Source organism: Actinokineospora sp. PR83, from assembly GCF_021056305.1.
Lineage (GTDB): Bacteria > Actinomycetota > Actinomycetes > Mycobacteriales > Pseudonocardiaceae > Actinokineospora > Actinokineospora spheciospongiae.
In genome coordinates this window covers 80353-106889 of record NZ_JAJCXD010000010.1, presented here as the reverse complement: position 1 = coordinate 106889, position 26537 = coordinate 80353, and the positions used below count along the sequence as shown (strand labels likewise).

Annotated in this window: 25 protein-coding genes and 2 tRNA genes; 8 read left to right on the top strand and 19 right to left on the bottom strand. The window is 69.1% G+C overall.

The annotated features are described in order from the left end of the window. Nucleotides 1-599 precede the first annotated feature (599 nt). Entirely contained in the window at nt 600-2321 is a 1722-nt protein-coding gene (locus tag L6E12_RS03385; protein ID WP_236226388.1) for a bifunctional UDP-sugar hydrolase/5'-nucleotidase, read from the bottom strand. 111 nt (nt 2322-2432) lie between these two features. Between L6E12_RS03385 and L6E12_RS03380 the strand changes: the two genes are divergently transcribed. Both L6E12_RS03380 and L6E12_RS03375 read left to right on the top strand, forming a co-directional pair. After that, nucleotides 2433-2903: a MarR family transcriptional regulator gene (locus tag L6E12_RS03380; RefSeq protein WP_236226387.1), complete on the top strand. Its 471-nt coding sequence runs from the start codon at nt 2433-2435 to the stop codon at nt 2901-2903. Nucleotides 2904-2930: 27 nt separating this feature from the next. Next, nucleotides 2931-3015: transfer RNA gene (locus L6E12_RS03375), tRNA-Ser, on the top strand. 90 nt (nt 3016-3105) lie between these two features. Here the strand turns inward: L6E12_RS03375 and L6E12_RS03370 are convergent. The 7 genes from L6E12_RS03370 to L6E12_RS03340 all read right to left on the bottom strand — a co-directional run bounded on the left by L6E12_RS03370 (nt 3106) and on the right by L6E12_RS03340 (nt 9801). After that, a complete protein-coding gene (locus tag L6E12_RS03370) occupies nt 3106-4383 on the bottom strand; it encodes a tyrosine-type recombinase/integrase (protein ID WP_236226386.1) in 1278 nt (425 codons plus the stop codon). Next, complete coding sequence (locus L6E12_RS03365; RefSeq protein ID WP_236226385.1) at nt 4383-4562, bottom strand: helix-turn-helix domain-containing protein; 180 nt, start codon at nt 4560-4562, stop codon at nt 4383-4385. The genes L6E12_RS03370 and L6E12_RS03365 overlap by 1 nt, the downstream gene beginning before the upstream one ends. 20 nt (nt 4563-4582) lie before the next feature. Further along, on the bottom strand, nt 4583-6211 hold the full coding sequence (locus tag L6E12_RS03360) for a replication initiator (RefSeq protein ID WP_236226384.1): 1629 nt from the start codon (nt 6209-6211) through the stop codon (nt 4583-4585). Beyond that, nucleotides 6208-7620, bottom strand: coding sequence for an FtsK/SpoIIIE domain-containing protein (locus L6E12_RS03355; RefSeq protein WP_308074015.1), 1413 nt, complete (start codon nt 7618-7620; stop codon nt 6208-6210). The genes L6E12_RS03360 and L6E12_RS03355 overlap by 4 nt, the downstream gene beginning before the upstream one ends. 295 nt (nt 7621-7915) lie before the next feature. Then, the gene (locus tag L6E12_RS03350) at nt 7916-8707 is read right to left on the bottom strand and encodes a Scr1 family TA system antitoxin-like transcriptional regulator (protein WP_236226382.1); all 792 of its coding nucleotides are present in this window, start codon (nt 8705-8707) and stop codon (nt 7916-7918) included. Next, nucleotides 8700-8984, bottom strand: a complete 285-nt coding sequence (locus tag L6E12_RS03345; RefSeq protein ID WP_236226381.1) for an AMED_5909 family protein — start codon at nt 8982-8984, stop codon at nt 8700-8702. The genes L6E12_RS03350 and L6E12_RS03345 overlap by 8 nt, the downstream gene beginning before the upstream one ends. Nucleotides 8985-9348: 364 nt before the next feature. Then, nucleotides 9349-9801 carry a hypothetical protein gene (locus L6E12_RS03340; protein WP_236226380.1) on the bottom strand — a complete coding sequence of 151 codons (453 nt, stop codon included), beginning with the start codon at nt 9799-9801 and terminating at the stop codon, nt 9349-9351. A 174-nt stretch (nt 9802-9975) separates the two neighbouring features. On the opposite strand from L6E12_RS03340, the gene L6E12_RS03335 reads away from it, so the two are divergent. Continuing rightward, complete coding sequence (locus tag L6E12_RS03335) at nt 9976-10842, top strand: hypothetical protein (RefSeq protein ID WP_236226379.1); 867 nt, start codon at nt 9976-9978, stop codon at nt 10840-10842. On the opposite strand, the gene L6E12_RS03330 is transcribed toward L6E12_RS03335, so the two are convergent. Together L6E12_RS03330 and L6E12_RS03325 are read right to left on the bottom strand one after the other, a co-directional pair. Continuing rightward, entirely contained in the window at nt 10833-11570 is a 738-nt protein-coding gene (locus L6E12_RS03330) for an HAD hydrolase-like protein (protein WP_236226378.1), read from the bottom strand. The two genes, L6E12_RS03335 and L6E12_RS03330, sit on opposite strands and share 10 nt — an antisense overlap. A 712-nt stretch (nt 11571-12282) precedes the next feature. Further along, nucleotides 12283-13269: a hypothetical protein gene (locus L6E12_RS03325; RefSeq protein ID WP_236226377.1), complete on the bottom strand. Its 987-nt coding sequence runs from the start codon at nt 13267-13269 to the stop codon at nt 12283-12285. 392 nt (nt 13270-13661) lie between these two features. Here L6E12_RS03325 and L6E12_RS03320 point away from each other — a divergent pair. Then, nucleotides 13662-13823 (top strand) — tRNA-Ser (locus L6E12_RS03320). Between the two features lie 215 nt (nt 13824-14038). On the opposite strand, the gene L6E12_RS03315 is transcribed toward L6E12_RS03320, so the two are convergent. The 6 genes from L6E12_RS03315 to L6E12_RS03285 all read right to left on the bottom strand — a co-directional run bounded on the left by L6E12_RS03315 (nt 14039) and on the right by L6E12_RS03285 (nt 20552). After that, nucleotides 14039-15325: a hypothetical protein gene (locus tag L6E12_RS03315; RefSeq protein ID WP_236226412.1), complete on the bottom strand. Its 1287-nt coding sequence runs from the start codon at nt 15323-15325 to the stop codon at nt 14039-14041. Nucleotides 15326-15632: 307 nt separating this feature from the next. Continuing rightward, nucleotides 15633-16568 carry a PHB depolymerase family esterase gene (locus tag L6E12_RS03310; RefSeq protein ID WP_236226376.1) on the bottom strand — a complete coding sequence of 312 codons (936 nt, stop codon included), beginning with the start codon at nt 16566-16568 and terminating at the stop codon, nt 15633-15635. Between the two features lie 209 nt (nt 16569-16777). Continuing rightward, nucleotides 16778-17836 carry an XRE family transcriptional regulator gene (locus L6E12_RS34995; protein WP_304523845.1) on the bottom strand — a complete coding sequence of 353 codons (1059 nt, stop codon included), beginning with the start codon at nt 17834-17836 and terminating at the stop codon, nt 16778-16780. Continuing rightward, nucleotides 17833-18570 carry a hypothetical protein gene (locus tag L6E12_RS03295; RefSeq protein ID WP_236226375.1) on the bottom strand — a complete coding sequence of 246 codons (738 nt, stop codon included), beginning with the start codon at nt 18568-18570 and terminating at the stop codon, nt 17833-17835. The genes L6E12_RS34995 and L6E12_RS03295 overlap by 4 nt, the downstream gene beginning before the upstream one ends. 91 nt (nt 18571-18661) lie before the next feature. Next, nucleotides 18662-19159, bottom strand: coding sequence for a hypothetical protein (locus L6E12_RS03290; protein WP_236226374.1), 498 nt, complete (start codon nt 19157-19159; stop codon nt 18662-18664). 154 nt (nt 19160-19313) lie between these two features. Continuing rightward, a complete protein-coding gene (locus L6E12_RS03285) occupies nt 19314-20552 on the bottom strand; it encodes an MFS transporter (RefSeq protein ID WP_236226373.1) in 1239 nt (412 codons plus the stop codon). 95 nt (nt 20553-20647) lie between these two features. Here L6E12_RS03285 and L6E12_RS03280 point away from each other — a divergent pair, with 95 nt between their 5' ends. Both L6E12_RS03280 and L6E12_RS03275 read left to right on the top strand, forming a co-directional pair. Beyond that, nucleotides 20648-21394, top strand: a complete 747-nt coding sequence (locus tag L6E12_RS03280; protein WP_236226372.1) for a GntR family transcriptional regulator — start codon at nt 20648-20650, stop codon at nt 21392-21394. 48 nt (nt 21395-21442) lie between these two features. After that, nucleotides 21443-22201, top strand: a complete 759-nt coding sequence (locus tag L6E12_RS03275; protein WP_236226371.1) for a sulfite exporter TauE/SafE family protein — start codon at nt 21443-21445, stop codon at nt 22199-22201. Nucleotides 22202-22422: 221 nt separating this feature from the next. On the opposite strand, the gene hisC is transcribed toward L6E12_RS03275, so the two are convergent. Further along, nucleotides 22423-23493, bottom strand: coding sequence for a histidinol-phosphate transaminase (gene hisC, locus L6E12_RS03270; RefSeq protein WP_236226370.1), 1071 nt, complete (start codon nt 23491-23493; stop codon nt 22423-22425). A 184-nt stretch (nt 23494-23677) separates the two neighbouring features. Here hisC and L6E12_RS03265 point away from each other — a divergent pair, with 184 nt between their 5' ends. Then, nucleotides 23678-24340: a dienelactone hydrolase family protein gene (locus L6E12_RS03265; protein ID WP_236226369.1), complete on the top strand. Its 663-nt coding sequence runs from the start codon at nt 23678-23680 to the stop codon at nt 24338-24340. After that, on the top strand, nt 24340-25107 hold the full coding sequence (locus L6E12_RS03260) for an ESX secretion-associated protein EspG (RefSeq protein ID WP_304523844.1): 768 nt from the start codon (nt 24340-24342) through the stop codon (nt 25105-25107). The genes L6E12_RS03265 and L6E12_RS03260 overlap by 1 nt, the downstream gene beginning before the upstream one ends. 21 nt (nt 25108-25128) lie before the next feature. Here L6E12_RS03260 and L6E12_RS03255 read toward each other — a convergent pair whose 3' ends face one another. Next, nucleotides 25129-25770, bottom strand: a complete 642-nt coding sequence (locus tag L6E12_RS03255) for a 3-oxoacid CoA-transferase subunit B (RefSeq protein ID WP_236226368.1) — start codon at nt 25768-25770, stop codon at nt 25129-25131. Between the two features lies 1 nt (nt 25771). Then, complete coding sequence (locus L6E12_RS03250) at nt 25772-26530, bottom strand: CoA transferase subunit A (protein WP_236226367.1); 759 nt, start codon at nt 26528-26530, stop codon at nt 25772-25774. Nucleotides 26531-26537 lie beyond the last annotated feature (7 nt).

Sequence of the window (26537 nt, the reverse complement as noted above, 5' to 3'; positions counted from 1 at the left end):
GCGCGCCGCCTGAGCGCAGGTGGAGTGGGGCGGGTGGAACGCGGGTGGGGGAACGCCCGGTGCCGGGTCGGTGGCGCGGCACCGGGCGTCTCCCCGTCCTCCGTAGTGGTCCGACGCCCCGCCGGGCCGGCGGTGGAGCCCCCGCGGCCGAGCCGGGAGAGGTCGCCGAGCGGAGCTCAACAGCGTCGTGGTGCGGATCGGGTGCGTCCCGCGCACCCGGGCACCGTCGATGTCCGGCGGGGGATCACTGCCCTCGACCACGTCCGTCCCGATGCGATCGGCACGGCCGCGGGGGCGCAGTCCGCGGACCACCACTGCGGGTACTTCGCACGATCACCGCATCACCTACCCCTTCCCGGAGGGCGCGGTGTACCGGACACATCGGACTGCTGTGTCCCGGAACCGGGCCTGCCGTCTGCACTCAATGCTGCGCCCCGGACCCCGCCGCGGACAAGTCCACGAACCGGTGACCGTCCTCAACGGAGGATCACGCTTCTCCTGTGCGGCAGGGGAAATGGAGCGGCCCGCACCCCACTGTGGGGTGCGGGCCGCTCGGTGCGCTGCTCGGCGTCACATGCGCGGATTCCGGTCGCGCAGCGTCACGGGACGACGGTGACCCGGGTCGGCGCGGGCGGCGCGATGCCGGGGTTGGCGGTCAGGTAGGCCGCCAGCGCGTCCAGGTCGATCGGACCACCGGCCAGGTCGGTGCCCTTGGTCAGCTCGGTGAACCCGTCCCCGCCCGCGGCGAGGAAGTTGTTCACCGACACCCGGTAGGAGGCGGCCGGGTCGACCGGCGCCCCCGCCACGGTGATGCCCGAGACCCGGTTGCCCTGGGTCCCCGACCGCGACCACGTGTAGTGCAGCGACTCCGAGACCTGCAGGAACCGGGTGACCACCGTGCCGTCGGCCTGCGGCTGCCACTGCTGCTCCAGCACGGCCTTCAACTGCGCGCCGGAGAGCGTGATGGTCTGCATGATGTTGGCGAACGGCTGCACCGCGAACGCCTCGCCGTAGGTCACCACGCCGTCGCCCTCACCGGCGGGGGAGGAGGCGTAGGTCAGGTCGGTGCGGATGCCACCGGGGTTGGTCATGGCGATCACGGCGTTGTTTCCGCTGGTCGCCGCTAGCTGCGCGTCCGCGATCACGTCGCCGAGCGGGCTCTCCCCGGACGGCGCGGCGGCCCGGACCAGGTCGGCGGTGATGGTGCCGATCCGCCGGTTGGCGATCGGGGCCGCCTTGGTGGTGGCCTCATCGACCAGCGCCTGCACCACCGGGTCGGGGGTGACGGTGCGGGTCACGACCTCGTTGTGCGCGACGGTCGCCGTCCGCACCACGTCCTTGGTCTTCTTGTCGACCTTGAGGTCGACCACCGAGAGCAGCCGCCCGAACGAGGCCCCCTGGATCAGCGTCCGCGGCTTGCCCGCCGGGTCGGTGACCACGCAGTTGTACTGCTGGTGGCTGTGCCCGGTGAAGAACACGTCGAGCGAGGGAGACGCGGCCGTGGCGATGGCGCGCGCCGGGCCGGGCAGCGTCCGGCAGTCGTCCGGACCCGACCCGGTCTCGGTGTTGTCCCCCTGGTGCATCAGCACCACCTGCGTCTTGACACCCACCCTGTCCAACAGCTTCGAGGTCGAGTTGAGCGCCTGGACCTCGTCGTTGAACTTGAAGCCCTCCACCTCGCTCGGCACCACGAGCGACGGCAGGTCCTTCAGCGTCACGCCGATGATCGCCACCGGCACGCCCTCGACGGACTTCAGGGTGAACGGCAGCAGCGCCGGGACCCCGTTGTCGAAGGTGACGTTGGCGGCCAGGTACGGGAACTTCGAGCCCGTGAAGGTCGGCCGGAACTGGCAGCCGTCGGTCGGGTGGCACCCGCCGAACTGCATCCGCAGCAGCTCCCGGTAGCCCTCGTCGAACTCGTGGTTGCCGATGACGCTCGCCTGCACGCCGATCGCGTTCAGGAACTCCACGGTGGGCTCGTCGTGGAACAGCGCCGAGTTCAGCGGCGAGGCCCCGATGTTGTCCCCGGTCGAGAGCAGCAGCGAGTTCTTCACCTCGCCCCGCAACCGCTTGGCGTGCGTGGCCAGGTACGCGGCCCCACCCGCGTCCACCGTCGCCCCGCCCGGCAGGGTGACCCGCCCGGACGACCCGGCGGGCGGGGTCAGGTTGCCGTGGAAGTCGTTGAAGGAGATCAACCGCAGGTCTGCCGTCCGGGCAGGCGCGGGTGTCGCCTCGGCGGCCGTCACCCCGAGCGCCCCGGCGGTGAGGGTGGCCGCCGCGAGCGCCGCCAAGCGGCTCGCCAGTCGAGTGGAAACCGTCATCAGTCCTCCGTCCGAGCGCCCGCATCACCCGATCGGGCGCAAGGGTGTGGAGTCTGCCCCGTCAACATGGCGAAGACCAGACCCGGCAGGTGAACGCCGTAACCTGGACGCGTGACAACAGTGCGGACCGAACCCCGGTGGCTCCTCCCGGACGAGATGCGGGCCTGGCGGGCGTACGTCATCGGCAGCGAACTGCTGCGCCAGCAGCTCAACCGCGAGCTGCAGGACAAGCACGGACTCGCCCTCCCGGACTACGAGGTACTGGTCCGACTGTCCGAATGCGAGAACGGGCAGATGCGCATGAGCCAACTCGCGGGCCAGGTCGCCTCCTCCAAGAGCAGGCTCTCCCACCAGATCTCCCGCCTGGAGAAGGCAGCCCTCGTCCGCCGCGTCGACTGCGCCGAGGACGCCCGCGGCGTGGTCGCCGAAATCACCCCCCAGGGCCAAGAGGCCCTCACCGCCGCCGCCCCCACCCACGTCGAAGGCGTCCGCGCCCACCTCGTCGACCTGATGACCCCCGAGGAGCAGGAGGTCATCGCCGCGGTCTTCGAGCGCGTGATCGCCCGCCTCGACACCACCTGACCCACCGGGTCTACCCTGAACGGGCCGGGAGGCGTGGCAGAGCGGCCGAATGCATCCGCCTTGAAAGCGGAAGACGGGCAACCGTCCGGGGGTTCAAATCCCTCCGCCTCCGCAGGTCAGAGGGGGTGTCGACTGTTCCTTGTGGATGGTTGACACCCCCTTCGTGTAGCAACGGGTGTAGCAACGCGCCCATAACCGCAGGTCAGCGCCCCATCTCGTCGGACAGCCTGCGCAGCGCCTCCCGCTTGTCGTCCAGCGTGACCGAGGCGTAGATGGTCATGGTGACGTGGATGTCCGCGTGTCCGACGATGTCCCGCACCACGTGCGGCGGCACCCCGAGCTTGAGCAGCAGCGTCACGCACGAGTGCCGCAGGTCGTGGAACCGCACGTCACCCAGGCCCGCCCGCTGCCGCATCGGGTGCCACTGCGACCGCAGGTTGGACGGGTCGAGCGGCCCACCGGTGGGGGTGCAGAAGACCAGGTCAAGACCCTCCCAGTGCGCTGCGGCCTCCCGCTCGTCATCCTGCCGGTCCCAGTGCTCCAACAACGCCTCCCGGCACACCGCGATGAGCGGGCTGACCCGCTTGGAGGACTCCGTCTTGGGAGAAAGGAACACCAGCTCAGAGCCCACGCGCTGGAGCGTGTTCCGCACCCTGAGCGTGGGGGAGTGGTCTTCGGCGCAGTCCTCGCAGAACTCCTCCCGGTGATCCGCGCACGGCCGCTCCCAGCCGTCCCAGTCGATATCCGACCACCGCAGCCCGAGCAATTCGCCCCGACGCAGCCCCATGAAGACGGCCAGCACGTACAGCGCCTCCAAGCGGTCACCCTCAGCGGCCTTGAGCAGCGCTTTCGCCTGCTCGAACGTCAGACCCCGGTTGACGTCGTACTTCGGCACGGAGACCTTGATCAGCTTCGCCACGTTCCGCGCGATCAATTCCTCCCGCATCGCCTGTTGAAGGGCGTTCCGCAGAACAGCGTGCACCTGCTGCACAGTCCGCTTCGACGGAAACTGTTCACAGCACTTCCCGACCGAACAGCACTTCCGCTGATTCTTCGGCCGCTTCCCGTCGAGGTTGTCCGCGCAACACCGGCAGCGATTCCGCAGCTTCGTCATGAACGTCCGCACGTCCGACGCGGAAAGGCGGTCCAGCTTCTTCGATCCCAGGTTAGGAATCAGGTGCCGGTTGACCACCACCCGGTACCCCTCCACGGTCCGGGGCTGGAGTTCCCCGTCGACGGTCGATAACCAGTACCGCAAGAATTCCTCGACCGTCCAGTTCTCCGCCGCGACCGGAATCCCCGAATCGGATGATGCGATCTTCTTCCGGAGGCGTTCCCACGCCAACTCAGAGGTCGTCGCCGACACCACGACCCGCCTACGATGACCGGTGGTCGTCAGCACGAAGGCCGCGCCGATCCACAGCCCGTCCGCCCGCTGGTAGACAGACCCCTCCCCGTTCGACCGCTGCCGCCGCGCCATCAGGCCGCCTCATCCATCAGCCGGTCCAGATAGCTGTCGATCGCTCGCGCGGGCACCCGCCGACTACCGCCGATCTTCACCGACGCCAACTCTCCCGATCGCATCAGGTCGAATACCTTCGACCTTCCGATTTGCATGATCCGGGCGACCTCTTCGACCCGGTACAACTTCCTGTCCATCTCCCCATCCCCCTCAGTGATCAAGCTGCCTGCTGAGTTGCTGAAAGATCCGGGCCACCGCTGCCGGGTGGCGGTTGAGCGGCGAGCAGGGCGCGCTCGTACTCGGCACGCCAGGTGATGCGCTCGGAAATCGCGTGCATGAGCAGGTGCGCCCGTGGTGGCGCGTTCTGGTCACCGGGGGCGAGCTTGCGCCAGACGAAGCGCGAGGCGTCTTCCTGTGGCTTGGCGATGCCGACCGCCGCGAGCATCCGGTGAACGAAGGTCCGCCGGTCGGCCTTGTGCTCAACGAGGGTCTTGCCGGACCACTTCCGAGACACCAGCACCCGCCGCCCGGGAAGCCCCAGGGTGGTACGTCGGTGAGCCCGACCCCGGCAGTGTCCCGGGGTGGTCTTGGACGAGGCGCCGACCGGTTGGACCCCGTAGAGCAGCCAGACCGCGCACCGAGGCGAACACGGGGTGCGCTCCAACTCCGCGTGAAGCCGGTCGTGGTGGGCCTGCTGGGCGTCGGTGGTGGCCTCCACGACCTCCCCGGTCGACTTCGTGAGGTACTTCGTCAGGTACCCGACGTGCCTCCCGGCCTCTTCCGAGCCGCCGAGGATGCCCTTGGAATGCACCTGCCTGCCGAAGGTCGCCACATGGGCGGGCGCGTCCACCTGGTCCACAGCATCCGTCCAGGTGAGCAAGGCCGCACGCGTGTCCGGGTCGACAAATCCCCTGGCATCGTGGTCCCACACCGGCAGCCGATAGCCCCCGTACACCGGCTCATCGTGCGGCGGCCACCACACCTGCAAGTACGTCGCCGCCGTGACCTGGCGGATCACCTCGTGCGGGATCGACCCCCGCAGCGCCGCGTGCAGGTGCGGGGCCGTCCGCTTCTGCGGCTCGACCGTGGCGAAGTACTGCACGTCCCACCCGACCGCGCGCCGGAGGTTCTGCCACCACCGATCGACCAGGGAAGCGAAGTGCACGGCATCCCGCGCGGCCCGCCGGTAGTCATAGGTGCCGGGGTTGACCGGAGACCCGTCCCCACGGACCGGCCCGTAGGAATCGCAGGTCAGGGTGACGAACATCGAAGGCCGGTAGCCTCCGGCGTACTCCCTCCCGAGCGTGCGCCGAGCCACCTTGAGCCGAGGAAGGTTCGGCGCGTCCTGCCGCCGCCTGGTCGACCGCTTCGGAGCCCGCTTGCCCGGGTCGTCCGGGTTGGGCAGCCTGCCGCGCACCCCCATCCCGTGCAGCTCGTCATCAACCACCCGGATCTCGTCCCGCAGCTCATCCGCGTGCCCGGCTTCCCCCGCCTCAACCGACTCCCGGTAAGCCGCGACCAGATCGGCCCGGTACTCGACCACGGCCCGCTGATCGGCGGTCGGCTTGCCCCGCTGATCCACCGGTTCGGTGTCGAGGTGCCAACCCTCCCGGCACTGGACCATCCGCAACGCCTTGGCCTTCTTCGCACACGGCGCACACACGGACTCCACAGTGGAGCCACAAGGGACACCCACGTACCGCATAGCCCCGGTACCGGAGTCGGTGACCTCCATTGTGAACGGTCGCACGCACACCCCGTGCTGCTCGGCCGCCGCAGTGATGACGTCCGCCGCCAACGGCCCGCGCAGCTTGACCACGGTCGCGTCCTGCTCGTGCTCACTCATGCCGCCTCACCGCCCCTGACCTCCCGATCGGGGAACGGCACGATCGCGGCCGACGTCCCGGTCACGAAGTGCCGCAGCTCCACCAGATCACTGTCTGTCGGGTAGAACGCCCGAGCCCGCACAGGTTCACGACGCCCGTCTTCCTTGACCCACGCAACCCCCGGCGTGTGCTCGCTGATCTCGTGCGCATTGGCCCCCCGAGCCCGCACGCCGTCCCCCAAGACCATGTCGACCTGCACCGCCTCATCCAGCCGCAGAGCGGTGCGGGTGGTGAACAGATTCCGGAACGGCACAATCTCCTTGCGCGGGTCCTGGACCAGGCCGAGGACCCCGAACCCAGGCGCCCGCCCCTGCGAGGTGAGCGTCTGCAACGCCCCCTGCGCCCGCTCCCGCAACTTCCGATCCGGCTGGTAGGCGATCAGGTCCGCCAGCTCATCGACCACCAACAGCGTGAACGGCTCCCCGCTGTCCGGCGACCACCACCGCCGCACACCCCGATACCGCCCCGCCCGCTCCCGCACGTCCTCAGCGAGCCCTTCCAGCACCTCAACCGCGTCAGGGCCGTTGTCGAACACCAACCGGTCGAACAGCTCCGGCGCCTGCCCCAACTCCATCCCGCCCTTGGGATCGATCCCCACCAGCCGCACACCCCCGACGCGGAGAAGCGGGGCGATACCCCACAGGGTCGACCACAGCACCGACCCCTTACCTGCCCCCTGCACCCCGACGACCAGGTGTTGCCCACCCAGGAGCTTGAGCCGCCACGGCTTACCGGTCTCGGTCCGCCCGATGGTCACCCGCCGCAGGTCCACCGCGGCTTCCCCCACCAACGCCGGAACCCGCAGCACGACCGCCAGCGGATCAGCGCGCACCAGGTCCAGCGCCAGCGACCCGGGCCGCGTGACCCGGACACGGCAGGACCGGGCGCCGAAGGCGTGCGCCAACCCGGAGGCCCGCGCTTCCCACTGCTCCGGTGCCTGCCCCTTGACCATCCGGACGTGCACGGTGTCGCGCCACCAGTCCGACCGGGTCCGCCGCAGCGTCGGCAGGTACTCCCGCCCCCGCGCCTTCCCGTCCAGCGAGGTCAACCGCATGACCGTCCGCCACTGCACCGCGTACACGAAGGCCCGCCGAACCTCCGTCCGCGCCCACCGGACACGGGTGTGGAACTTCTCCGGGTCCTGTCGCCACCACACCGCCGACCCCACACCGACGACGAGGACCAGGCCGCCGAGCACCCACCCATTGACCGAGTACACCCACACCCCGACCAAGCCCAGAACAACCGTGGCCGGGTAGTACCAGGCCACCCGTACCGCCTTGGCCGCCACCCACACGGCGACGACCACCAGGGCGATCGGGGCAAGGACGAACTTGACCCCACCGGGCAGCAGGGTCCACCACGGCAACCGAGGCCGAGCCACCTCCAAGGGTGCGGGATCGGCCCACTTATCACGCCGAGTCATCGGCCACCCCCGAAGAGATGAGCCGTTTCAGGGTGCGGACGGTCGGATGGGGTTGACCGGGTCTGGTGCTGATCTTCTAGTGTTGTCATGTCTGCTCCTGCGAGTGGACAGGCACAGAAGCGGAGGCCGCCAAACCACACCGCTTCTGTGCCCTTTCAGGTTGCGCCCCAAGACAGGGCGCGCGTCATCGCCGCACCACCAGGGCGCGGACATGTCTGTCTTATGTGGACTTTTCGGGTCAGTGCTCCCGCAGCCAGGTTCGCCACTGGTGTGACGGTGCGGCCACGGAGTCGAGGTGGTCCAGAACCTTCCGGTAGACGCGCACGTCACCGGGGTTGTCCAACAGGGTGGTCACCCCGTGGTGGTCGAGGCGGACGTAGCGGGTGCTGTTGCGCAGCCGTACCACCTCGAACGGTTCCAGCCCATGGACGCCAGTGACCTGACCGGGCAGGAACCGCAGATGCACCTGTTCACTCCCGACCAGGGTGCCCAGGTAGGCGAACTGCTCCGCCCGCTGATGTGCGGGAAGCGCCGAGGGCATGGTGACCGCCTGCCGGGTCAGGTACACGGTGGTGTGCTGTCCCGCCTCCCACGGCCGTTGATGCTCCGACCGCACGGGCTGCCCGGTGAGCAGGGAGTGGTAACCAGAGGTGCGCAACCTCGGAGGTAGCACCCAGGGCGCCACGATCACCGATTCCCGGGTCATCGCGTGCAGGCAGGCCAACACCTCATCCCGGTGATGAACCTCCCCGGCCCCGGTGACGCTGGTGACCCACAACCGGCGCACCCGCTCCCGGGCCTCCCCACCCCACCCAAACGCGGCCCCGAACGCCCCCAGCTCGTATTCAGAAATCTCCCGTTTGCCCATCATGCACCGGTTCACCGTCGCCGAGGACATCCCGGTCAACTCCGCCAACGACCGACACGTGTACCCGAACCGGGCCGCCTCATCGCGCACCACCGACGCCAACGCCAACCGGGCCACCGACACGAACGTCAAGGGCACTCCGGCACCCTCGCTCTCACGCATGAGCAGCACCTGGGACCACCCCCCGACCCCGGTCCAACTGCGCCTGCGCCGCCTGGGCATGTTCGCGTTCCCGCGTGGCCCAGTACAGGGCCTCGTGGTGGTGGAACCGGTCGGTCTCGGCCACCGCCGCATAGATCCGCGCCGACTCCCGGAAGAACTGCACCCGCTCCAATGCCGGAGCCGACTCCACCGGCCGTCGAGGCCCCAGGTAGGCGTGTGCCTGCTGCAACGTCCGGATGGACTCAGGGGACTGCGTGGACTTCGCCCGCCGTGTCACCGGGGCCCCCGAACCCGCCGAGACCGCGACGCCCGAATCTGCGACACCCGTGCCGACCAGTCCGAACCCTGCGCCTCAAACGCCTGGGCAGCGGCCTCCACCGCCGCCAACGACCACCACACACCCCTGCAATACGCGGCGACCTCACGCCACGCCGCCGCCACTTCCACTGAGGTCTCAGCCATCATCCGAGCCGCCTCCGGGTCCCCCGCAGGAGCCGACGAGACAGCCTCGGAGGCTTGCCCGTACTGGCGGTACGCGTACTCCCACCTCGACAGCACCTCAACCGGAACACCACCCCCGGCGCTCGATCCAGGCAGCGGCGAGACGAACTCGGCCCCGTTCGGCTCGGAAGTCACCACGATCACGCGGCCTTCTCCGACTCACCCGATACCCGAGACGACCGCGACCCGGTCCCCGAGCCCGCCGCGCGGAAGCCCGTCGCCCGGAACACGTACGCCTGGTACTTGAACTCCCCATTGCCAGCCACCCGGGGCTCAGCAGTCAGCCCGTCCAACTCCACCGGCCGGAACCCCGGCAACACCTCCGCCGTGGTCGGCACCGGCTGAACATCGGCCAGCAACACCAGGTCGAAGGACGCCCGCTTGGCGTTAACCTCCGACGGATCGGTCACGGTCGCCTTCCACTGCCGCTTACCCGTCAGCTCGTCCACCTTCTGCCGCACCGGCCGCCCCGCCGACCGGTCCTCCCTGCTCTGGTACTCGGTGTCCGGCGCAACCTCCCCCATGAGCACCAGACCTTGCGGGAACGCCTCTCCGAACTCGATGGGGAACCTGTGCCCCCTGGGAATCGCCATGATCGAATCTCCCTGCACCAGGCGACCGCAGTCTCGGCCGCTGATACCAGATTCGGTCAGGTGACCGTCCCGTCACAGGACCTCGTAGTCCTGTCTCAACTCACGGCGTCTCACTTTGTCTCGTCAAGTCTCGTCTTGTGCTACGGTGCTGGTGGACGACCGCAGGGGAGAGACATGGCGGATCAGGACATAGCTCTTAAGGTATTGCTCAAGAAGCGTCATTTGCACGGCCACGCCGCTTTTTGCAAGGAGTATGACAAGGCGGCAAAGCGCCTGGACAAGGACCTAGTCGGCAGCCATCCGAGCAAAGCCCAGTACTACCGATGGCTGTCCGGCGAACTCCTGGGCCTTCCCTACAGCGACCACTGCCGCGTCCTCGAAATAATGTTCCCCGACTGGACAGCAGAGCAACTGTTCGCTCCCCATGTCGGAGTCTTGGAGTACACGCCCGACGCCAACAAGCCCCCCGAGACCGCTCCCCAGCAAGCCGCGAGCGGCACCAACGTCCCCACGGACTTCGTCGGCCTCTACGCCCACCGCGCCGACGTGCCCAAAGACCTGTGGCTCACTCTGCTCGAAGGCGCCCACCACAGCATCGACCTGTTCGCCAACGCCAGCCTCTTCCTGCCCGAGGACAACCCCGACGCCATCGACCTACTTCGCGCCAAAGCCAACGAAGGCGTCACCATCCGTCTCCTACTCGGCGACCCCACCCACGACGCCATAAAACTCCGAGGCGAAGAAGAACGCCTGTATGACGCCCTCATCGGCCGCGTCCAAATGGCACACGCCTACTACCGCCCCCTCATCAACCTCGACGGCGTCCAATTCAAGGTCCACGGCACATCGCTCTACAACTCGATCTTCCGCTACGACAACCAAATGCTCGTCAACCAACACATCTACGGCACCTACGGCTATATCGCCCCAATCCTCCACCTACGCCGCTCATCAGATTCCGACCTCTTCGAGACATACATGAAAAGCCTCGAACGAGTCTGGACCGACGAGGCATACGAGTACGCACCTTCTCAACGCTGACGCACCTTCACCAACGTCGACAGGAACATGTCGAGGTCTGAAAGGTCTTGCAGAGCGGCGTCAGGACCGGCTGCTCGCAGCTCGTCCAAATCATGCACACCCGTGGCAACGGCGATGACCTTCGCCCCACCATCCTGCGCAGCCTTGATGTCCAACGGCGTGTCCCCAATCAAAATCGTCGACTCAGCGTCGTACTCCCGCCCGTACTTCGCCGCAGCCTTGTCCTGCGCCACCCGCACCAGATCCGACCTGACCTCCGCATCGGACCCGAACCCGCCCACCTCCATGTCCAACCACCGAGTCAGGTCAAACGGGTCCAACTTCGCCCAAGCGTTCTCCACCACGTTCCCGGTCAACGCCGACTGGACGACTGCCTCCACACCGTCCAAGACCCGAAGCGCATCCACCACCCCCGGCAACACGTATCCGCGACTCGGCAACCCCGGCCCGACCTGCTTCATCGCACTGATCAGGAACGGCCGGAAGCTCTCGATCGTCTCGAACCCACCCGCGTCAACGCCGTTCGCTTCCAACAACGCCTGCATGATCAGAAAATCAGTCCGCCCATGAGTGACAGGCTGGACACTGGGAGCACAACCAGCGACTAGCTCAAACGCTAGTGCGTAGGTGTCCTTGCTAACCCCACCGTTCTCGATCAATGTGTGATCGACATCCCATAGCACCAACGTCCGACGAAGCAAACCAACCAACTGCATGTGATCTGTCATGCTTTGTTACTTCCCTACGTATGCGGTCGCCTTCAAACCGACCCGGTCAGTTGCTTTCAAAGGTTTAGAATTTTAATGTAGTTGCGCAATTACCTAAAGAGTTGTTGCTAGAGGTAACTATTAGGGTTCGAGCCATGAGCGCTAGTGATCCGTGTCGCCTAGAGCCTGGCATAATTTTCTACACGCCTAAACTTATCGTCGTAAACGTCACTTGGGTCAAAAGTCCTTTCCGATTCGTCGATAGACTGCTCGTGTGCGCTTGAGTATCATAAGCAATGAAATTATAAGATGTGAAACTAAGACTGACGCCACGCACGAAATCGGCCAAATGGCTGGGGTGTCCTTTTGTGTGATTGCTGCCGTGGTAATTAAAACAGCGGTGGAAGAAATTCCGATGAGCACAGCGTAGGATATATTTATCTCAAGTTCATCAATGAGGGCAATCAGATCATTCCTTCTGCGTGTCTCGTCGCCCGCGCGTACGCGCAATTGATATACATGAACTAGTAGGCCAAACAAAAACGCAGTGTAGATGGAAACGCCACTCAGAACGCCTTCGATGCCGCGCAATTGAAATCTGAAAATCGCCGAAAGTATGCCCAGGATAATTGGTAGACCATAGAAGATGGAGATGTCGGTAAGCATTAGCCGGCCGGTCCGGTGATCTTTTAGAGTTCCATACTGACCTCTAACGATTGCAGTTACAGACCACTTAGTTGCCACGGTTTGCCGCCAGCTTTACTGATCGCTGTTGCCTTGTCCAAGGGCGAGAATCCCAATCGCTAGGGAGGGACATTCCTATGATTGGTGCAATTTCGAGAACCTTAGAGCGCATTTCCTTAAACACATCACCATTCAATGGGCGAGGTTGGCCGTCATCTGAAAGCGGATAAAAAAGAACGGGCACGTCGGCAGATCCAATAATTAATCTCCGTTGCTGCGTGCCGTTGTCCAATACAATCTCGACTTCATCATCGTCATGACTTGCTACGCCAATGATCGTTTGAGCTTTCAGGTCACCATTTAGAATGCGGTCCCTTAGCGTCCGGGCGAAGCTACCTTCTCCCCGACGCGGCTTCACTGTACAAACAATCCTACCGATTGAATTGCGTACGATTCCATCGGCAATATCGGAAGACGTCTGCGTTTTATGCACTTCGATGGACTGCATCTGTGCAGTTTCAAGATATTTCTGCCAGGCTGTCTCATCCATCAATGAGTTGTAGTGGAAAACGAGATGATCAGCGTGGAAGCGATCAGAAAAAGATCTTTTAAATGCCGAAAGCAGCTTTGTTGCGGAAGTTTGACTTCCATATTTCTCGCCCATAAAAAGAGCGTGAGGGGCATTCTCGGATGTTACGATCAAAGATCTGGTGTTGGTGACAGTTGATTCGTCGATTCCAATATTCTTAGTAGTACTACCACTTTTTACATCAACGACTTTGCCTTCGAGTCCATAACGACCGTGTTCAATTTCCATTTCAATCATTCGTCCGGCTGAAGCCAAGTACTGAACATCCAGGTAGAGAGAATATTTTGGCTTAACCAGAGGTCGAGCTTTAATGTCCGTCAAGAATGCGTTGAACAGAGAAAGAAAATCGGTCCCATTCCCGTCAATGTTGCTCATGTTGACCGGATCGTCGGGTTTACGGGTCGGCGCGACCCAGAGTTGGTAGATGCTGAAGGCTGAACGTGCCACGAGGTACTCCTGTCTGCCGAATTTGGCTCTAGGGAATCAAGGCCGCGCCGCCCGCGCGGCGCGGCGCCGTGGGCCTGCTCGGCTTGGCACCGCTGTCCCCGTCCATCGCGCCACGGCGCGGCCTCCCGCTTCGCTCACGGCCGCGCGGGCGCGCGGCGCGGCCCTTGTGCTGGCTGGGTGCGCCACGCCGCCCAGGCGGCACAGGGTGCCGAGCAGAGTACGCCGATAGGCCGACAAGACCGAGGCTGTCAGCGTCTCGTCTATGCGAGCTGCTTGGTACCAGGGGCACCGCTGCCCCTGGACCCCGGCGGGCCCGCAGCACGTTCCACGCCATACTCGGAGTAGCACAAAGCCCCCGTAGGCGCGGAACGCACTACGGGGGCGGTGCTCGTGAGGTGTAGCAACCGGTGTAGCAACGGGCTCGAACTTGCTCGGACGGTCTCACCCGGTTGACCTGCGGGAACGGACTACTGTGGACCTGCGAAACCCCCAAAGCGGCGCCTTGAAAGCGGAAGACGGGCAACCGTCCGGGGGTTCAAATCCCTCCGCCTCCGCAGGTCAGAGGGGGTGTCGACTGTTCCTTATGGATGGTCGACACCCCCTTTGTGCAGCAACGGGGGCGAGGACTTTCTCGGCGGGTTGCCCGCTCACCGCGGTGAGCTGCGGGATCACCCCGTTCCGGCGCCGCTCGGTCGTGCCGGGGCCGGGAAAGGCCCTGCGCGCGGTGCCGGGTGGCGCCGCACACAGGGCCTGTGCCCTGCCGGTCAGGTCAGCAGAGGCACGCGCCGAAGGTGATGCCGCCCGCGACGCCGCTGAGGCCGTCGAGGCCGATCGCGCCGTTGGTCACGAGGACGGTGTTCGTGCCCGCCCCGCCCGCCACGGTTCCGGAGTTGGCCACGCCGCCCGCGCCCAGGGTGCCGCCCGCGCCGCCTGCACCGCCTGCGCCGGGGTTGCACCCGGTGCCGCCCGCGCCGCCCTTGCCGCCGTTGCCGCCCTTGCCACCGGTCACGGTGATGTTGTCGTCGCCCAGGCCGCCGTCGACGGTTCCGCTGTTGCCGACGCCGCCCGCACCGCCCGCGCCACCGCCACCGCCCGCGCCGCCGATCTGGCCGGGGTTCATGCCGTTGCCCGCCTTGCCCGCGGTGCCGCCGAGGGCGCCGAGGCCGCCGATGACCTTGAGGACGTCGTTGTCGATGTCACCGAGGACGGTTCCGGAGCTGCCGTTGCCGCCCGCACCGCCCACGCCGCCGAAGCCGCCCGCGCCGCCGCCGTTGCCGCAGCCGCCCGTGCCGCCCGCGCTGCCGGTGCCGCCCGCGCCGCCCTTGACGGTGAGGTTGTCCGGACCGGCACCGCCGTCGGTGGTCCCGGAGCTGCCGACGCCGATGCCGCCGACCCCACCCGCACCGCCGACGCCGCCCACGCCACCGGTGCCCGCGCTGGGACCGCTGGCGCCGCCCCCTCGGCCGATGCCGCTGAGGCCACCGGCACCACCGGTGACGGTGATCGTGTCGTTGCCCGCCCCGCCCCGGAGGGCCCCGACGCTGCCCAGGCCGCCCGCGCCACCCGCGCCGCCGACGCCGCCTGCTCCGCCAGCGCCGCCGAGGATGCCGGCGCCGCCGGTCCCGCCCGCACCACCGGTCCCGCCTGCGCCGCCGGTGACGGTGATGTTGTCGACGCCGTCGCCCGCGTCGATGGTTCCGGCGCTGCCGACGCCGCCGGTGCCGACACCGCCCGCGACGCCCGCGGCTCCGGCGAAGCCCGCCGGGTGGGTGGTCGTGCCGATGGCCCCGGAACCGCCCGTGGCGCCCGTGGTGCCCGCGGTGCCGGTGACGCGGATCGTGTCCGCGCCGCCGAGGGTGGTCACCGTGCCGTCGACGAGCCCACCGGTCACGGTGACCAGGTCGTTGCCCGCGGTCCCGGTGAGGATCTGCCCGCCGGGCACGCCCGCCGTGCAGGTGATGGTGTCACCGGAGCCGTTGAAGGCCCGGGTGCAGCCGACCGGGTCGGCCTGTGCCGCGGCGGGCAGGACCACGGCGAACCCGAGCGCCGTGCCCAAACCGATCAGGCCACGGCCGACTCGACGGGCCGTGGTGGTGCGTGTTGCAGAATTCATGAGTGCTTTCCAGCGTTGTCCTGTGAGTCCCGGCTGAGGCGGGGAACCCGCGAGTGCGGTCGATGACCACTGTCCTGACCACTACCGGTGTCCCTTGCCTGAGCGCACCGAGTCCGCCAACACTCTCGAGGTCGAGCGTGCACTCTCCCTCGGGGTAACAGCAAGGAAATCGGGAACAACCACTCTTCTACGAGGGATATCGGCCAGTTTTCGCTGGTTGCCCGTCATCCGTGGGGCTGCACCGCGCGGATCAGGTGCCCAGGCCCCAGGACAGGCCCATCCGGTACGCCGCGCACACGTTCATGTCGAGGATGTAGGCGCCCGCCGTTCCGCACTGGCCCGCCCCCGTGCCCGGGTCGACCGGTTGGCCGTGGCCCATGCCGGTGATGGTGTGCGTCTCGACCACCGTCCGCCCGGCGGCGTTGCGGTAGCCCGCGTGCGGGAACCCGCCCACCGCGTCGGTGAACGACGGGGTGGCCGGGATGCCGTGCAGGGCGGTCCACTGGTCCACGATCTCCTGCTGGTTCAGCGGTGCCACCGTGTGGTCCGCCGTGCCGTGCCACACGTTGACCGCCGGCCACGGGCCCGGGTGCGCCGGTACCTTGGCCGCCCACTGGGCCGGGGTGAGGTCCTTGCCCGGGGTCATGCAGGAGAACGCGTCGACCACCGAGGTGGCGCAGCCGAACGGCAGGCCCGCGACGATGCCGCCGCCCGCGAACAGGTCCGGGTAGGCCGCCAGCACCACCGCGGTCATCGCGCCGCCGCCGGACAGGCCGCTGGCGTACGCCGTGCCCGCGCCGTCAGCCTTGGCGCGGCGGACCATCTGGGCGATGGACTCCGCTTCGCCCCGGCCGCGGGTGGTGTCGGTGGGCTGGAACCAGTTGAAGCACCGGTTGAGGTTGTTGGCCTGCTGCTGTTCCGGCAGCACCACGGTGAACTTCCACCGGTCCGCCAGGTGGACCCAGCCCGTGCCGGTCCCGTAGGCGGCGGCCGTCTGGGTGCAACCGTGCATCGCGACCACCACCGGCCGCCCGGCGGGCAGGTCGTCGGGTTGGTAGCGGTACATCTTGAGGGCGCCCGGGTTGGTCCCGAAGCCCGTGACCTGGCTGATCGCCGCCGCGTGGGCGGGCGTCGTCCCCGTGAGCAGACCTGCCAGCAGAGCGAGCACGATCGACACTGACCGCATTCCGACCACCTTTTGTCGTGGTACCGATCGCTCGACGGTAGGCGCGGGTGCGGGGGCGGCCCATGGTGGCGCGCTCCACATTCGGTCCGGGCTTTGTGTGGTCGCGGCGCATGTCAGCCGTCCGTCCAGGCCGGAAACCCTTCTGCCGCAGCGGAAATCCCACCTGTCCCGCGCGCCACGGGTGGCCTCGCCGCCCGGTGCAACCTCGATCAGCCAACCGGTGTTCTGGAAGTGACGACGTCCAACAGGTGGTGGGGGATGCGCGACTCCGCCGCCAGCAGGTCGGGGGGGAGGAGTTCGACGGCGCGGGGCAGCAGGGAGGGCTGCTCCACCGACAGGACCGTGCCCGGCTCGCGCCTGCGCCAGCCCCGGGTGGAGATGGTCGTCATGGCGTTGCGGTAGGTGACGTCGCGCATGGTGCCGAGTTGGCGGGCGCGGTAGAGGAGGGCCTGGAGGCTGACGCCCCAGGTTTCCTTGAGCTTGGCGAGGCGGGGCCAGTCTGCGCGGGTGGGGAGGAGGTCGGCGATCTGGGCGCGGGGCATCAGGAACTCGGCGGCGAAGCGGTTGGCCTGGTTCTCGACGATGTTGTTGCCCGGCTCCTCGTCGGTGTGCATGACCAGGTGGCCGAGTTCGTGGGCGACGTCGAAGCGCTGGCGGTAGTAGTCGTCCTTGGCCGGGTTGAGCAGGACCAGGGGGCGGTCCGCGCGGGACACCGAGTAGGCGTCGACCGAGGCGGACTGCGGTGGGGTGAACACGACCAGGACGCCGTTGTTCTCCGCCGCGCGCACGGTGTGCGGGATGGGGCCGTCCGGCAGGCCCCACTCGGCGCGCAGCTCGGCGGCGGCGCGTTCGGGGGTGTCGTCGGCGCAGTCGGCCCCGACCGGGCGGACCGGGAGGCGGACCGGGGGGAAGTCGACGTGCCGCTCCAGCACCCGGCTGACCTCGACCACGACGTGCACGTACGCCTCGGCCTGGTCGCGGGCGAGCTGGGTGGTGGAGCGCAGCGAGCGGAAGTGCGCCGTCGCCGGGGCGGGCGGGCTGCCGTCGGGCAGGAAGAAGGACGGGCTGACGCTCAGCGCCATGGCCAGCTTGGCCACCGTGGCGGCCGAGGGCTTCTTGCCGCCGGACTCGTAGAAGCTGATCGCCGCCGGGGTCAGCTCGACGGCGGCGGCGAGCGCGTTCTTGCGCAACCCGGCCAGCCGCCTGCCCATCGTCAGCCGTGACCCGTCGAACAACGCGGTGACATCGGCAAGGTTCCCGCTCGTCATTCCCCTGTTCCCGCGACCCGCTTGAGCTGGACCTCGGCGTCGGACACCCCCTGCGGTACCGCTCGGGTGCCGACGACCGGCCGAACCATACCGCTGCCGGGTTCGAGGGGCGCGGGCTCCAGCCGCACCCGCCAGGTCCACGGCCTGCCGCCGCCCTCGGTGGTGTGCGGCCTGCCCAGGTGGACCTCCGAGGAGGTCGCGTCGGAGTTGATGGCGTGCGCGACGAACAGCACCGAGTCGTCGATGTCGTCCTCGGTCAGCGAGAACAGCGAGAACTGGTCGGCCGACGGCCGCCGCCCGGCCGCCCGCTGCTTGGTCGGGGTCTTCGACTGCCAGGAGATCCGGTCGACGCCCTCGAACGGGAACGAGGTGATCAACCAGCGCCACCGGTCGAACCGCCAGCCCGGCGAGCTGTGGTCGTCGGCCCGCTCCACCAGCCCCGGCCGCAGCGACGGCATGGTGTCCAGCTCACCGGAGAGCAACCCGGCGCCGAGCACGTCGCGCCCGACCCGCTCCTCGTCCGGCGCCACGGAGAAGTCGCCGCAGTGGAAGACCCGGTCGAGCCGGTTGCAGAACAGCTTGTGCGCGGTCAGCCCCAGCCACACCTGGTCGTGGCCGGTGGTCGGGTCGTAGTCCAGCGCGGTCCGCCGCGCCGCTGCCGACCACGCCCAGCCGATCGCGTCGACGACCCCGGCCCGGCCCAGCGCGGCCAGTGCCGCGTCCTGCTCGCTCATGGTCCGGAATACTACCGATCGCAGTATTCGGCGCGCGAAACTTAACCCGGTGTGTCGGTGGATCACCTCGTCGGGCGTTGTGGGCGCCCGGTCAGGTGGATTCGCAACCGATGCCGTCGCGGTCCGGGTCGAAGCGGTGCCGGTCGGGGCGGCGGACCGGGAAGTCGCGGTCGGGGACGTCGGCGCAGTCCAGGTGCGGTGCGGCGATGGACAGGCACAGCGTGGGGTACGCCGGGTCGCACAGCCGGGGGCGGCTGGTGGTCGCGGTCGTCGTCGGCTGCGCGGTGGTCGCCGCGGGCGGCGGGGCGGCGGCCGCGGTGGTCTCGGCGGTCGTGCGGGTGGCGGGCTGCGGTTCGGTGGTCCTCGCCGTGGTGCGGGTCGTCGGGCGGGCGGGGGCGGTCACCGTCCTGACCGAGGTCACCGTGGACGTCGAGGTGGCGGGGGTGCTGGTGGCGGGCGCCGGGGCGGAGGTGGGTGCCGCGGCCGCCGTCTCCGAGTCCGGTCGCTGGCTGAGGAGGCCGCCGGTCGCGGCCACGGAGAGGGCCACGGCCACCAGGGGCCAGGTCGGCAGGGAACGGATCTTGCGCACGTGTTCCTATCCGAATCCGACCCGGAGGGGTTACCGGTCGGGACCCGATCGTGACGAAACGCGGCAGCGCAGGCGACCCGGGTGGGCCGCCTGCGCTGTCCCCCGAGTCGGGCCCGGGGCCTCCCCGCCCCGGAACCCGTGCCGGACGCTCCTGTCAGGACAGTTCCCGCCCCCGCGTCTCGGGCAGGCCGAACAGGGCGAAGAAGGCGAGCACGTAACCGAGTGCGGCGTACCCCATCGCCGCGCCGATGCCGAGCGGGCCCGCGATGTACCCGACGACCGCCGGGAGCAGCCCGCCGACGCCGCGGCCGAGGTTGTAGGTGAAACCGGGGCCGACCCCGCGCACCGGACCCGGGTACAGCTCGGCCAGGTAGGCGCCGAACCCGCTGAAGATCGCCGAGTAGCCGAAGCCGAGTGGGAACCCCAGGTACATCACCCAGGTGTTCGCGCTCGCCGGGAGCTGCGTGTACAGAAGGATCAGGACGGCGTTGGTGACGGCGAACAGCCGGATCGTCGGCTTGCGCCCCAGCCGGTCGTTGAACCAACCGCCGCACAGGTAACCGGCGAACGCCCCGGAGATGAGGAACGCCAGGTAGCCGCCCGTGCCGACGACGGTGAGACCGCGCTGCTTGCTCAGGAACGTGGGCAGCCAGGTCGCGAGGGTGTAGTAGCCGCCCTGGACGCCGGTCGTCACCAGCGACATGAACACGGTGGTGCGCAACAGGTCTCCGCGGAACAGGTCGCGGAGGGAACCGCGCGCCCGCGTGGACCCGGTGTGGATCGGCGCGTCCTCCGTGCCGCGGCGCAGGTAGAACACCAGCAGGGCGGGCAGCGCGCCGGTCAGGAAGAGCACCCGCCAGGCGACGTCCTCGTCGAGGAAGCCGAACAGGGCGGTCTGCACGAGCACCGCCAGGCCCCACCCCACCGCCCACGAACTCTGCACCACCGACGCCACCCGGCCGCGGTGGCGCGCGGAGGTGTACTCGGCGATGAGGATCGCGCCGGTCGCCCACTCGCCGCCGAACCCGATCCCCTGCAGGGAGCGGAAGACCAGCAGCAGTTCGTAGTTCGGCGCGAGCCCGCACAGCATCGTGAACACGGCGAAGGTCAGCACCGTGAGCGTCAGCGTGCGGACCCGGCCGATCCGGTCCGCCAGGATCCCCGCGACCACCCCTCCGAGCGCGGAGAACACCAGCGTGGCCGTGCTGAGCAGCCCGCCCTGGAACGTGCTGAGCCCGAAGGCCACCGTGATGGCGGGCAGGGCCAGCGGCAGCACCTGGTAGTCGTAGGAGTCGAGGCCGTAGCCCAGGAAGGCGCCGGTGAAGGCGCGACGACCCTTGGCCGGGAGTTCCCGGTACCAGGCCATCCGTTCGCGCGTGCTGGTTGTGCTCATGACCCACCTCGTTCACGCGGTGCCGCTCGGTTGGTCGACCCAGTCTGTTGGATTGTTCTACGATCTGACAATGGGGCAATTTCGGTTTAACCTGGATGGACTACGAGGGCGTGGAGGCGGTGGTGGCGGCGGACATCGTCGAACGGTTGGGGGAGCTGGTCAGGGACCGGCGGTGGGAACGCAGCAGCGCCGCGGAGATCGCCGCCGCCGCGCTCCGGGACCTGATCATGGAAGGCGCGCTGCCCCCGGGGACCCGCGTCTCCGAGGAGGTGTTCACCGCGCCCCTGGAGGTCTCCCGCAACACCCTCCGCGAGGCGTTCCGCCTGCTCACCCACGAAAAGCTCCTCGAACACAAGCTCAACCGGGGCGTCTTCGTCCGCACCCTGGCCACCGCGGACGTCGTCGACCTGTTCCTGGTCCGCCGCGTGGTCGAGTGCGCCGCCCTGCCCCTGGCCGACGAGGCGGGGACCGCCCGCATGCTGGCCGCCGTGGAGACCGGCGAGGCCGCAGCCGGGGAAGGCCGCTGGGTCGACGTCGGCACCGCCAACATCCGCTTCCACCAGGCCATCGCCGCCCTGACCGGCAGCCCCCGCATCGACGAGCTGATGCGCCAGGTCGCCGCCGAACTCCGCCTCGCCTTCCACGAGATGGGCGACCCACGCGCCTTCCACGAGGACTACCTGCGCCGCAACCGCGAGATCGTCGACCGCCTGGTCGCGGGCGAGGTGGCCGCCGCCCAGGACCTCCTCACCGCCTACCTGCGCGCCTCCGAGGCGGAGATGCTCGCGGCGTTCACCACCCGCGAGCGCGGTGAGATCCCCGCCTCCAAACCGGGTGCCTGAGCGCGCCCCGGCCTAGGGTTTCCCCGTGCGGATGATGGGATGTCACCGATGACGTTCTGGGAGTCAGTGCTCGTCCTGCTCGCGGGCGTCTTCGCGGGCGGGATCAACGTCGTGGTCGGCTCCGGGACGCTGGTGACCTTCCCGGTCCTGCTCGCCGTCGGCTACCCGCCGATCGTCGCCAACGTGTCGAACACCCTCGGGCTCGTCCCCGGATCGATCACCGGCGCCATCGGCTACCGCGCCGAACTGGCCGACCAGAAGGACCGCCTGCTCCGGTTCGGCGCCGCCTCGCTCCTCGGCGGGGTGCTGGGCGCGGTCCTGCTGCTGAAGCTGCCCGCTGCCGCGTTCGAGGGGATCGTCCCGGCCCTCATCGTCGTCGCCCTGGTCCTGGTGGTCCTGCAACCGCGCCTGTCCCGGGCCCTGGCCGCCCGCCGCACCACCGCCGCCCCCGCCCACGGCGGCCCGCTGCTGTGGTTCGGCGTGTTCCTGACCGGTGTGTACGGCGGCTACTTCGGCGCCGCGCAGGGCATCATCCTGCTGGGGCTCATGGGCATCCTGATGACCGAGTCCCTGCAACGCCTCAACGCGGTGAAGAACGTGCTGGCCGCGCTGGTGAACGCGGTCTCCGGGATCATCTTCGTCGTGGTGGCCGACGTGGCGTGGCTGCCGGTGGTCCTGATCGCCGTCGGCTCCACGGTGGGCGGCTTCATCGGGGCGAAGGTGGGGCGCAGGCTGTCGCCGACGCTGCTGCGCGGGATCATCGTGGTGGTCGGCCTCGCCGCCATCGCCAAGATCGTCCTCGACTGACCCGCGCCGGGCTGTCCTTCACCTGCCGCTGTTCTTCACCCCACCGCTGTCCTTCTCCTCACCCGTACGGGTTCGGAGTTGTCCACAGGCAAGATCCACATCGGCCTCGCGCGGCCCCTCCGCCGGTAGAATGGGCTCGGGGCCGCCCCCCAGGGAGTGGTGGGGGATGGTCTGGTGGGGATTGCGCGCGAGCGAGGTCGACCTTGGTCCGGGTGGGGCGGTCAGGGCCGGGGGAAGGTGCGGGCGGCTTCCAGGAACAGGTCGTTCTCCTCCGGGGTGCTGATGGTGACCCGGGCGCCGTCGCCGGGGAAGGCGCGGACGACGATCTTGTGCTCCATGCAGTGCTCGTTGAAGGCCTGGGTGCGGTCGGTCAGCGGGAGCCAGACGAAGTTGGCCTGGGTCGGGGGGACGTCGTAGCCCAGGGCCAGGAGTTCGGTGCGGACCCGGGTGCGCTCGGCGACGATGTCGCGGCAGCGGGCCAGCAGCTCGTCCTCGGCGCGTAGCGACGCCAGGGCCGCCGCCTGGGCCAGGGCGTTCACGCCGAAGGGGACGAACACCTTGCGGACCACCTCGCTCACCGCGGGCGGGGCCACCAGGTAGCCGACGCGCAGGCCCGCCAGGCCGTACGCCTTGGAGAAGGTGCGCAGGACCGCCACGTTGTCCCGGCCCGCCGCCCACGCGGCCTTGGCCAGCTCCACGCCGTCCGGGACGGACTCGTCGTCGACGAACTCGCGGTAGGCCTCGTCGATCACCACGAGGGCGTCGGTGGGGGCCGCGGCGATGAAGCGGTCCAGCTCCGGCGCGGTGAGGGCGGTGCCGGTGGGGTTGTTGGGGGTGCAGACGAAGACCAGGCGGGTGCGCGGGGTGATCGCGGCGACCATCGCGTCCACGTCCAGGGCGTGGCCGGGGGTCAGCGGGACGCGGACCTGCTGGGCGCCCACCACCTGGGTGATGATCGGGTACGCCTCGAACGAGCGCCACGGGAAGACGACCTCGTCCTCGGCCGTGCAGGTGGCCTGGATGAGCTGCTGGCACAGGGTGACCGAGCCGCAGCCGACCGAGACGTGCGACCCGGGGACGTCGAGCCGGGCCGACAGGGCCGCCACCAGCTCCGCCGCCCCGCTGTCGGGGTAGCGGTTGACCTGCCCGGCGGCCTCGGCGATGGCGGCGACGACGCTGGGCAGCGGGCCCAGGGACACCTCGTTGCTGGCCAGCTTGACCGCCCCGGGCACGCTGCGCCCTGGCACGTACCCCGGGATCGAGGCAAGGTCGGCGCGGGTTCGCACGGTCATCGGGGCTCCTCGTCGAGTCGGCTGTAGCGCAACCTATCCCGCTCTGCGCGCGTACGGCAGCACCGGTCGTCCGCCTCCGGCGAAAATTGTGCGGATCGGACGAACCCACCGACGGGTGATCACGCGTCCGGGTGAGCGGCCGATCACGTTGACGGGCGTTCACCCCGCCGTGGTTGGGTGTGTCATGGCCCAGACCCGCACAGAGGAAATCCGGCTCGCCGACGACCGCGCCCTGCGGTTGACCTGCGCCGAGCCCGACGGGGTGGTGCGCGGCGGTCTGGTCGTGCTGCCCGAGGCGCGCGGGGTCACCGACGCGGTGCGCGGCATGGTGGCCGGGCTGGCCGCCGAGGGCTGGCTGGTCGCGGTACCGCACCTGCACGACGGCGACGACCACGAACTCGACCACGACACCGCCCGCGACTCCCTCAGCGCCCTGTCCGGCGACTCGGTCCTGGCCGCCGCCGACGGCGCCTTCGCCTGGCTGACCCGGCACGGCGTCACCACCGACCGGACCGGCGTCATCGGCTTCGAGCTCGGCGGCGCGGCCGCCCTGCTGGTGGCCGCCCGGCGCGACGTCGGCGCCGCCGTCACGGTCGCGGGCGGCGGTATCCTCGACCCGCTCTCCGACGGGCTGCCCGCGCTCGTCGAGGTCGCGGGCGAGCTGCGCTGCCCGTGGCTGGGGCTCTACCGCGAGGAGGGCGACGACATCACCGCCGAACAGGTCGAGAAGTTGCGCGACGCCGCGGGCACCGCCCCGGTCGCCACGGACGTGGTCCGGTTCGCCTTCCACTCCACGTACGAGGCGTGGCAGCGCGCCCTGAACTGGTTCGACGCGCACCTGCGCTGATGGTGGCGACCCTCACCGAGGTCGAGTTCGACCTCACCTGGGAGGCCCTGGGCCTCGGCGAACGCCCGTACCCGATCGACGTGCCCAGCTTCGGCACCACCACCGCAGAGCGCGAGGACCTGCGCATCGGCGTGATCGGCAGCCTCACCGCGAAGAACCTGCACGACGGCCGCGAACTCGACCGCGAGCTGGAGGACCACCTGGTCCTGCTGGCGCGCAACGACTTCAGCCTCGACGGCCTGCTGTCGGTGGGGGTGCCGCTGCGGGTGCTCGGCGTCGGCCAAGGCAGCCGGTCGGCGCTGGCGGTCCAGGCGGGCGGCGAGATCCGGGTCGGCGCGGCGGGCCCCGGCGGGGTCGTGGCGGAGGTCGCCGGGATGCTGCCGGAGGTCCCCGCGGGCCCCGGCAACCCGGTCACCCTGCCCAAGCAGGTCTTCCACGACGCGATCGACGCCTACGTCGCCGGTGGCTTCGCCAACCTGGAGCACGCGCTCAACCGCGGCGGGGTCAGCGGCCGCGACCTGCGCACGGTCACCACCCTGGTGGAGAGCGCCCGCTCCGGGGGCGGCCAGGTCGCGGCGAACGCGGTCGACCGCATGGGCAGGCGCACCCGCACGCCCGTGCTCAACTGGTTCGACACCTCGGCGGGCCGGTACCTGGTGCTGACCTCGCCGCAGCCGGACGGCTCGGACTGGCTGACCATCGGCCCGGTCGACCCCCAGCGCCTGGCGGGCCGCATCCGCGACCTGGTCGACGGCGTCCGGGCCTGACGCCCGGACGCCGCCCCGGCCTCACACCGCCAGCTCGACCCGCAGCGGCGGCTCGGTCTTCGCCACGACCTCGTCGACCGCCACCCCCGGCGCGCACTCGCGCAGCACCAGGCCGTCGGGGGTCACGTCGATCACCGCCAGGTCGGTGATGATCCGCTGCGCCACCCGCAGGCCGGTCAGCGGCAGCGAGCACTCGTCGACGACCTTGAACGAGCCGTCGCGGGCGGTGTGCTCCATCAGCACGATGACCCGCTTGGCGCCGTGCACCAGGTCCATCGCCCCGCCCATGCCCTTGACCATCTTCCCCGGGATCATCCAGTTCGCGATGTCTCCGGCCCGCGACACCTGCATGGCCCCCAGGATCGCGGCGTCGACCTTGCCGCCGCGGATCATGCCGAACGACAGCGCCGAGTCGAAGAACGAGGCGCCCCGGCGGACGGTGACCGTCTCCTTGCCCGCGTTGATCAGGTCCGGGTCCTCGGTCCCGGCCACCGGGTAGGCGCCGACGCCGAGGATGCCGTTCTCCGACTGGAGCACGATCTCCACGTCGTCGGGCACGTAGTTCGGCACCAGCGTCGGCAGGCCGATGCCGAGGTTGACGTAGGAGCCGTCGGACAGCTCCGCGGCCGCCCGCGCGGCCATCTCTTCCCTGGTCAGCGCCATCTCAGGCCTCCCTCGTGGTCCGGCGCTCGATGCGCTTGTCGGCGACCTGCTCCGGCGTCAGCGCCAGCACCCGCTGCACGAAGATCCCGGGCAGGTGCACGTCGTCCGGGGCGATCTCGCCGGGGTCCACCAGCTCCTCGACCTCGGCGATGCCCACCCGGCCCGCCATGGCGCACAGCGGGTTGAAGTTGCGCGCCGAGTCGCGGAACACCAGGTTCCCGTGCCGGTCGCCCTTCCAGGCCCGGACCAGGCCGAAGTCGCAGGTGATGGCCTCCTCCAGCACGTGGTCCACACCGCCGAACGCGCGCACCTCCTTCGCCGGGGAGGACACCGCCACGGTGCCGTCCGCGGCGTAGCGCCACGGCACCCCGCCGTCGGCGACCTGGGTGCCGACCCCGGTGCGGGTGTAGAACGCCGGGATGCCCGACCCGCCCGCCCGCAGCCGCTCCGCCAGCGTGCCCTGCGGGGTCAGCTCCACCTCCAGCTCACCGGCCAGGTACTGCCGGGCGAACTCCTTGTTCTCACCGACGTAGGAACTGGTCATCCTGGCGATCCGCCGCTCCCGCAGCAGCAGGCCCAGCCCCCAGTCGTCGACGCCGCAGTTGTTCGACACGACCGACAGACCGGTCACGCCCTTCGCCAGCAGCGCCCCGATCAGCACGCTGGGGATGCCGCAGAGCCCGAACCCGCCGACGGCGAGCGTCGCGTTGTGCGCGACGTCCTCGACCGCCTCGGCCGCGCTGTGGACCACTTTGTCCATGTGTGCC

Coding starts and splice junctions, on each gene's coding strand:
- L6E12_RS03385 (WP_236226388.1), bottom strand. CDS start 2,321: ATGACGGTTTCCACTCGACTGGCGAGCCGCTTGGCGGCGCTCGCGGCG.
- L6E12_RS03295 (WP_236226375.1), bottom strand. CDS start 18,570: ATGAGCGAGCAGGACGCGGCACTGGCCGCGCTGGGCCGGGCCGGGGTC.
- L6E12_RS03330 (WP_236226378.1), bottom strand. CDS start 11,570: ATGACAGATCACATGCAGTTGGTTGGTTTGCTTCGTCGGACGTTGGTG.
- L6E12_RS34995 (WP_304523845.1), bottom strand. CDS start 17,836: ATGACGAGCGGGAACCTTGCCGATGTCACCGCGTTGTTCGACGGGTCA.
- L6E12_RS03260 (WP_304523844.1), top strand. CDS start 24,340: ATGGTGGCGACCCTCACCGAGGTCGAGTTCGACCTCACCTGGGAGGCC.
- L6E12_RS03285 (WP_236226373.1), bottom strand. CDS start 20,552: ATGAGCACAACCAGCACGCGCGAACGGATGGCCTGGTACCGGGAACTC.
- L6E12_RS03365 (WP_236226385.1), bottom strand. CDS start 4,562: ATGGACAGGAAGTTGTACCGGGTCGAAGAGGTCGCCCGGATCATGCAA.
- L6E12_RS03265 (WP_236226369.1), top strand. CDS start 23,678: ATGGCCCAGACCCGCACAGAGGAAATCCGGCTCGCCGACGACCGCGCC.
- L6E12_RS03360 (WP_236226384.1), bottom strand. CDS start 6,211: ATGAGTGAGCACGAGCAGGACGCGACCGTGGTCAAGCTGCGCGGGCCG.
- L6E12_RS03350 (WP_236226382.1), bottom strand. CDS start 8,707: ATGCGTGAGAGCGAGGGTGCCGGAGTGCCCTTGACGTTCGTGTCGGTG.
- L6E12_RS03275 (WP_236226371.1), top strand. CDS start 21,443: ATGACGTTCTGGGAGTCAGTGCTCGTCCTGCTCGCGGGCGTCTTCGCG.
- L6E12_RS03250 (WP_236226367.1), bottom strand. CDS start 26,530: ATGGACAAAGTGGTCCACAGCGCGGCCGAGGCGGTCGAGGACGTCGCG.
- L6E12_RS03370 (WP_236226386.1), bottom strand. CDS start 4,383: ATGGCGCGGCGGCAGCGGTCGAACGGGGAGGGGTCTGTCTACCAGCGG.
- L6E12_RS03280 (WP_236226372.1), top strand. CDS start 20,648: ATGGACTACGAGGGCGTGGAGGCGGTGGTGGCGGCGGACATCGTCGAA.
- L6E12_RS03335 (WP_236226379.1), top strand. CDS start 9,976: ATGGCGGATCAGGACATAGCTCTTAAGGTATTGCTCAAGAAGCGTCAT.
- L6E12_RS03310 (WP_236226376.1), bottom strand. CDS start 16,568: ATGCGGTCAGTGTCGATCGTGCTCGCTCTGCTGGCAGGTCTGCTCACG.
- L6E12_RS03340 (WP_236226380.1), bottom strand. CDS start 9,801: ATGGCGATTCCCAGGGGGCACAGGTTCCCCATCGAGTTCGGAGAGGCG.
- L6E12_RS03255 (WP_236226368.1), bottom strand. CDS start 25,770: ATGGCGCTGACCAGGGAAGAGATGGCCGCGCGGGCGGCCGCGGAGCTG.
- hisC (WP_236226370.1), bottom strand. CDS start 23,493: ATGACCGTGCGAACCCGCGCCGACCTTGCCTCGATCCCGGGGTACGTG.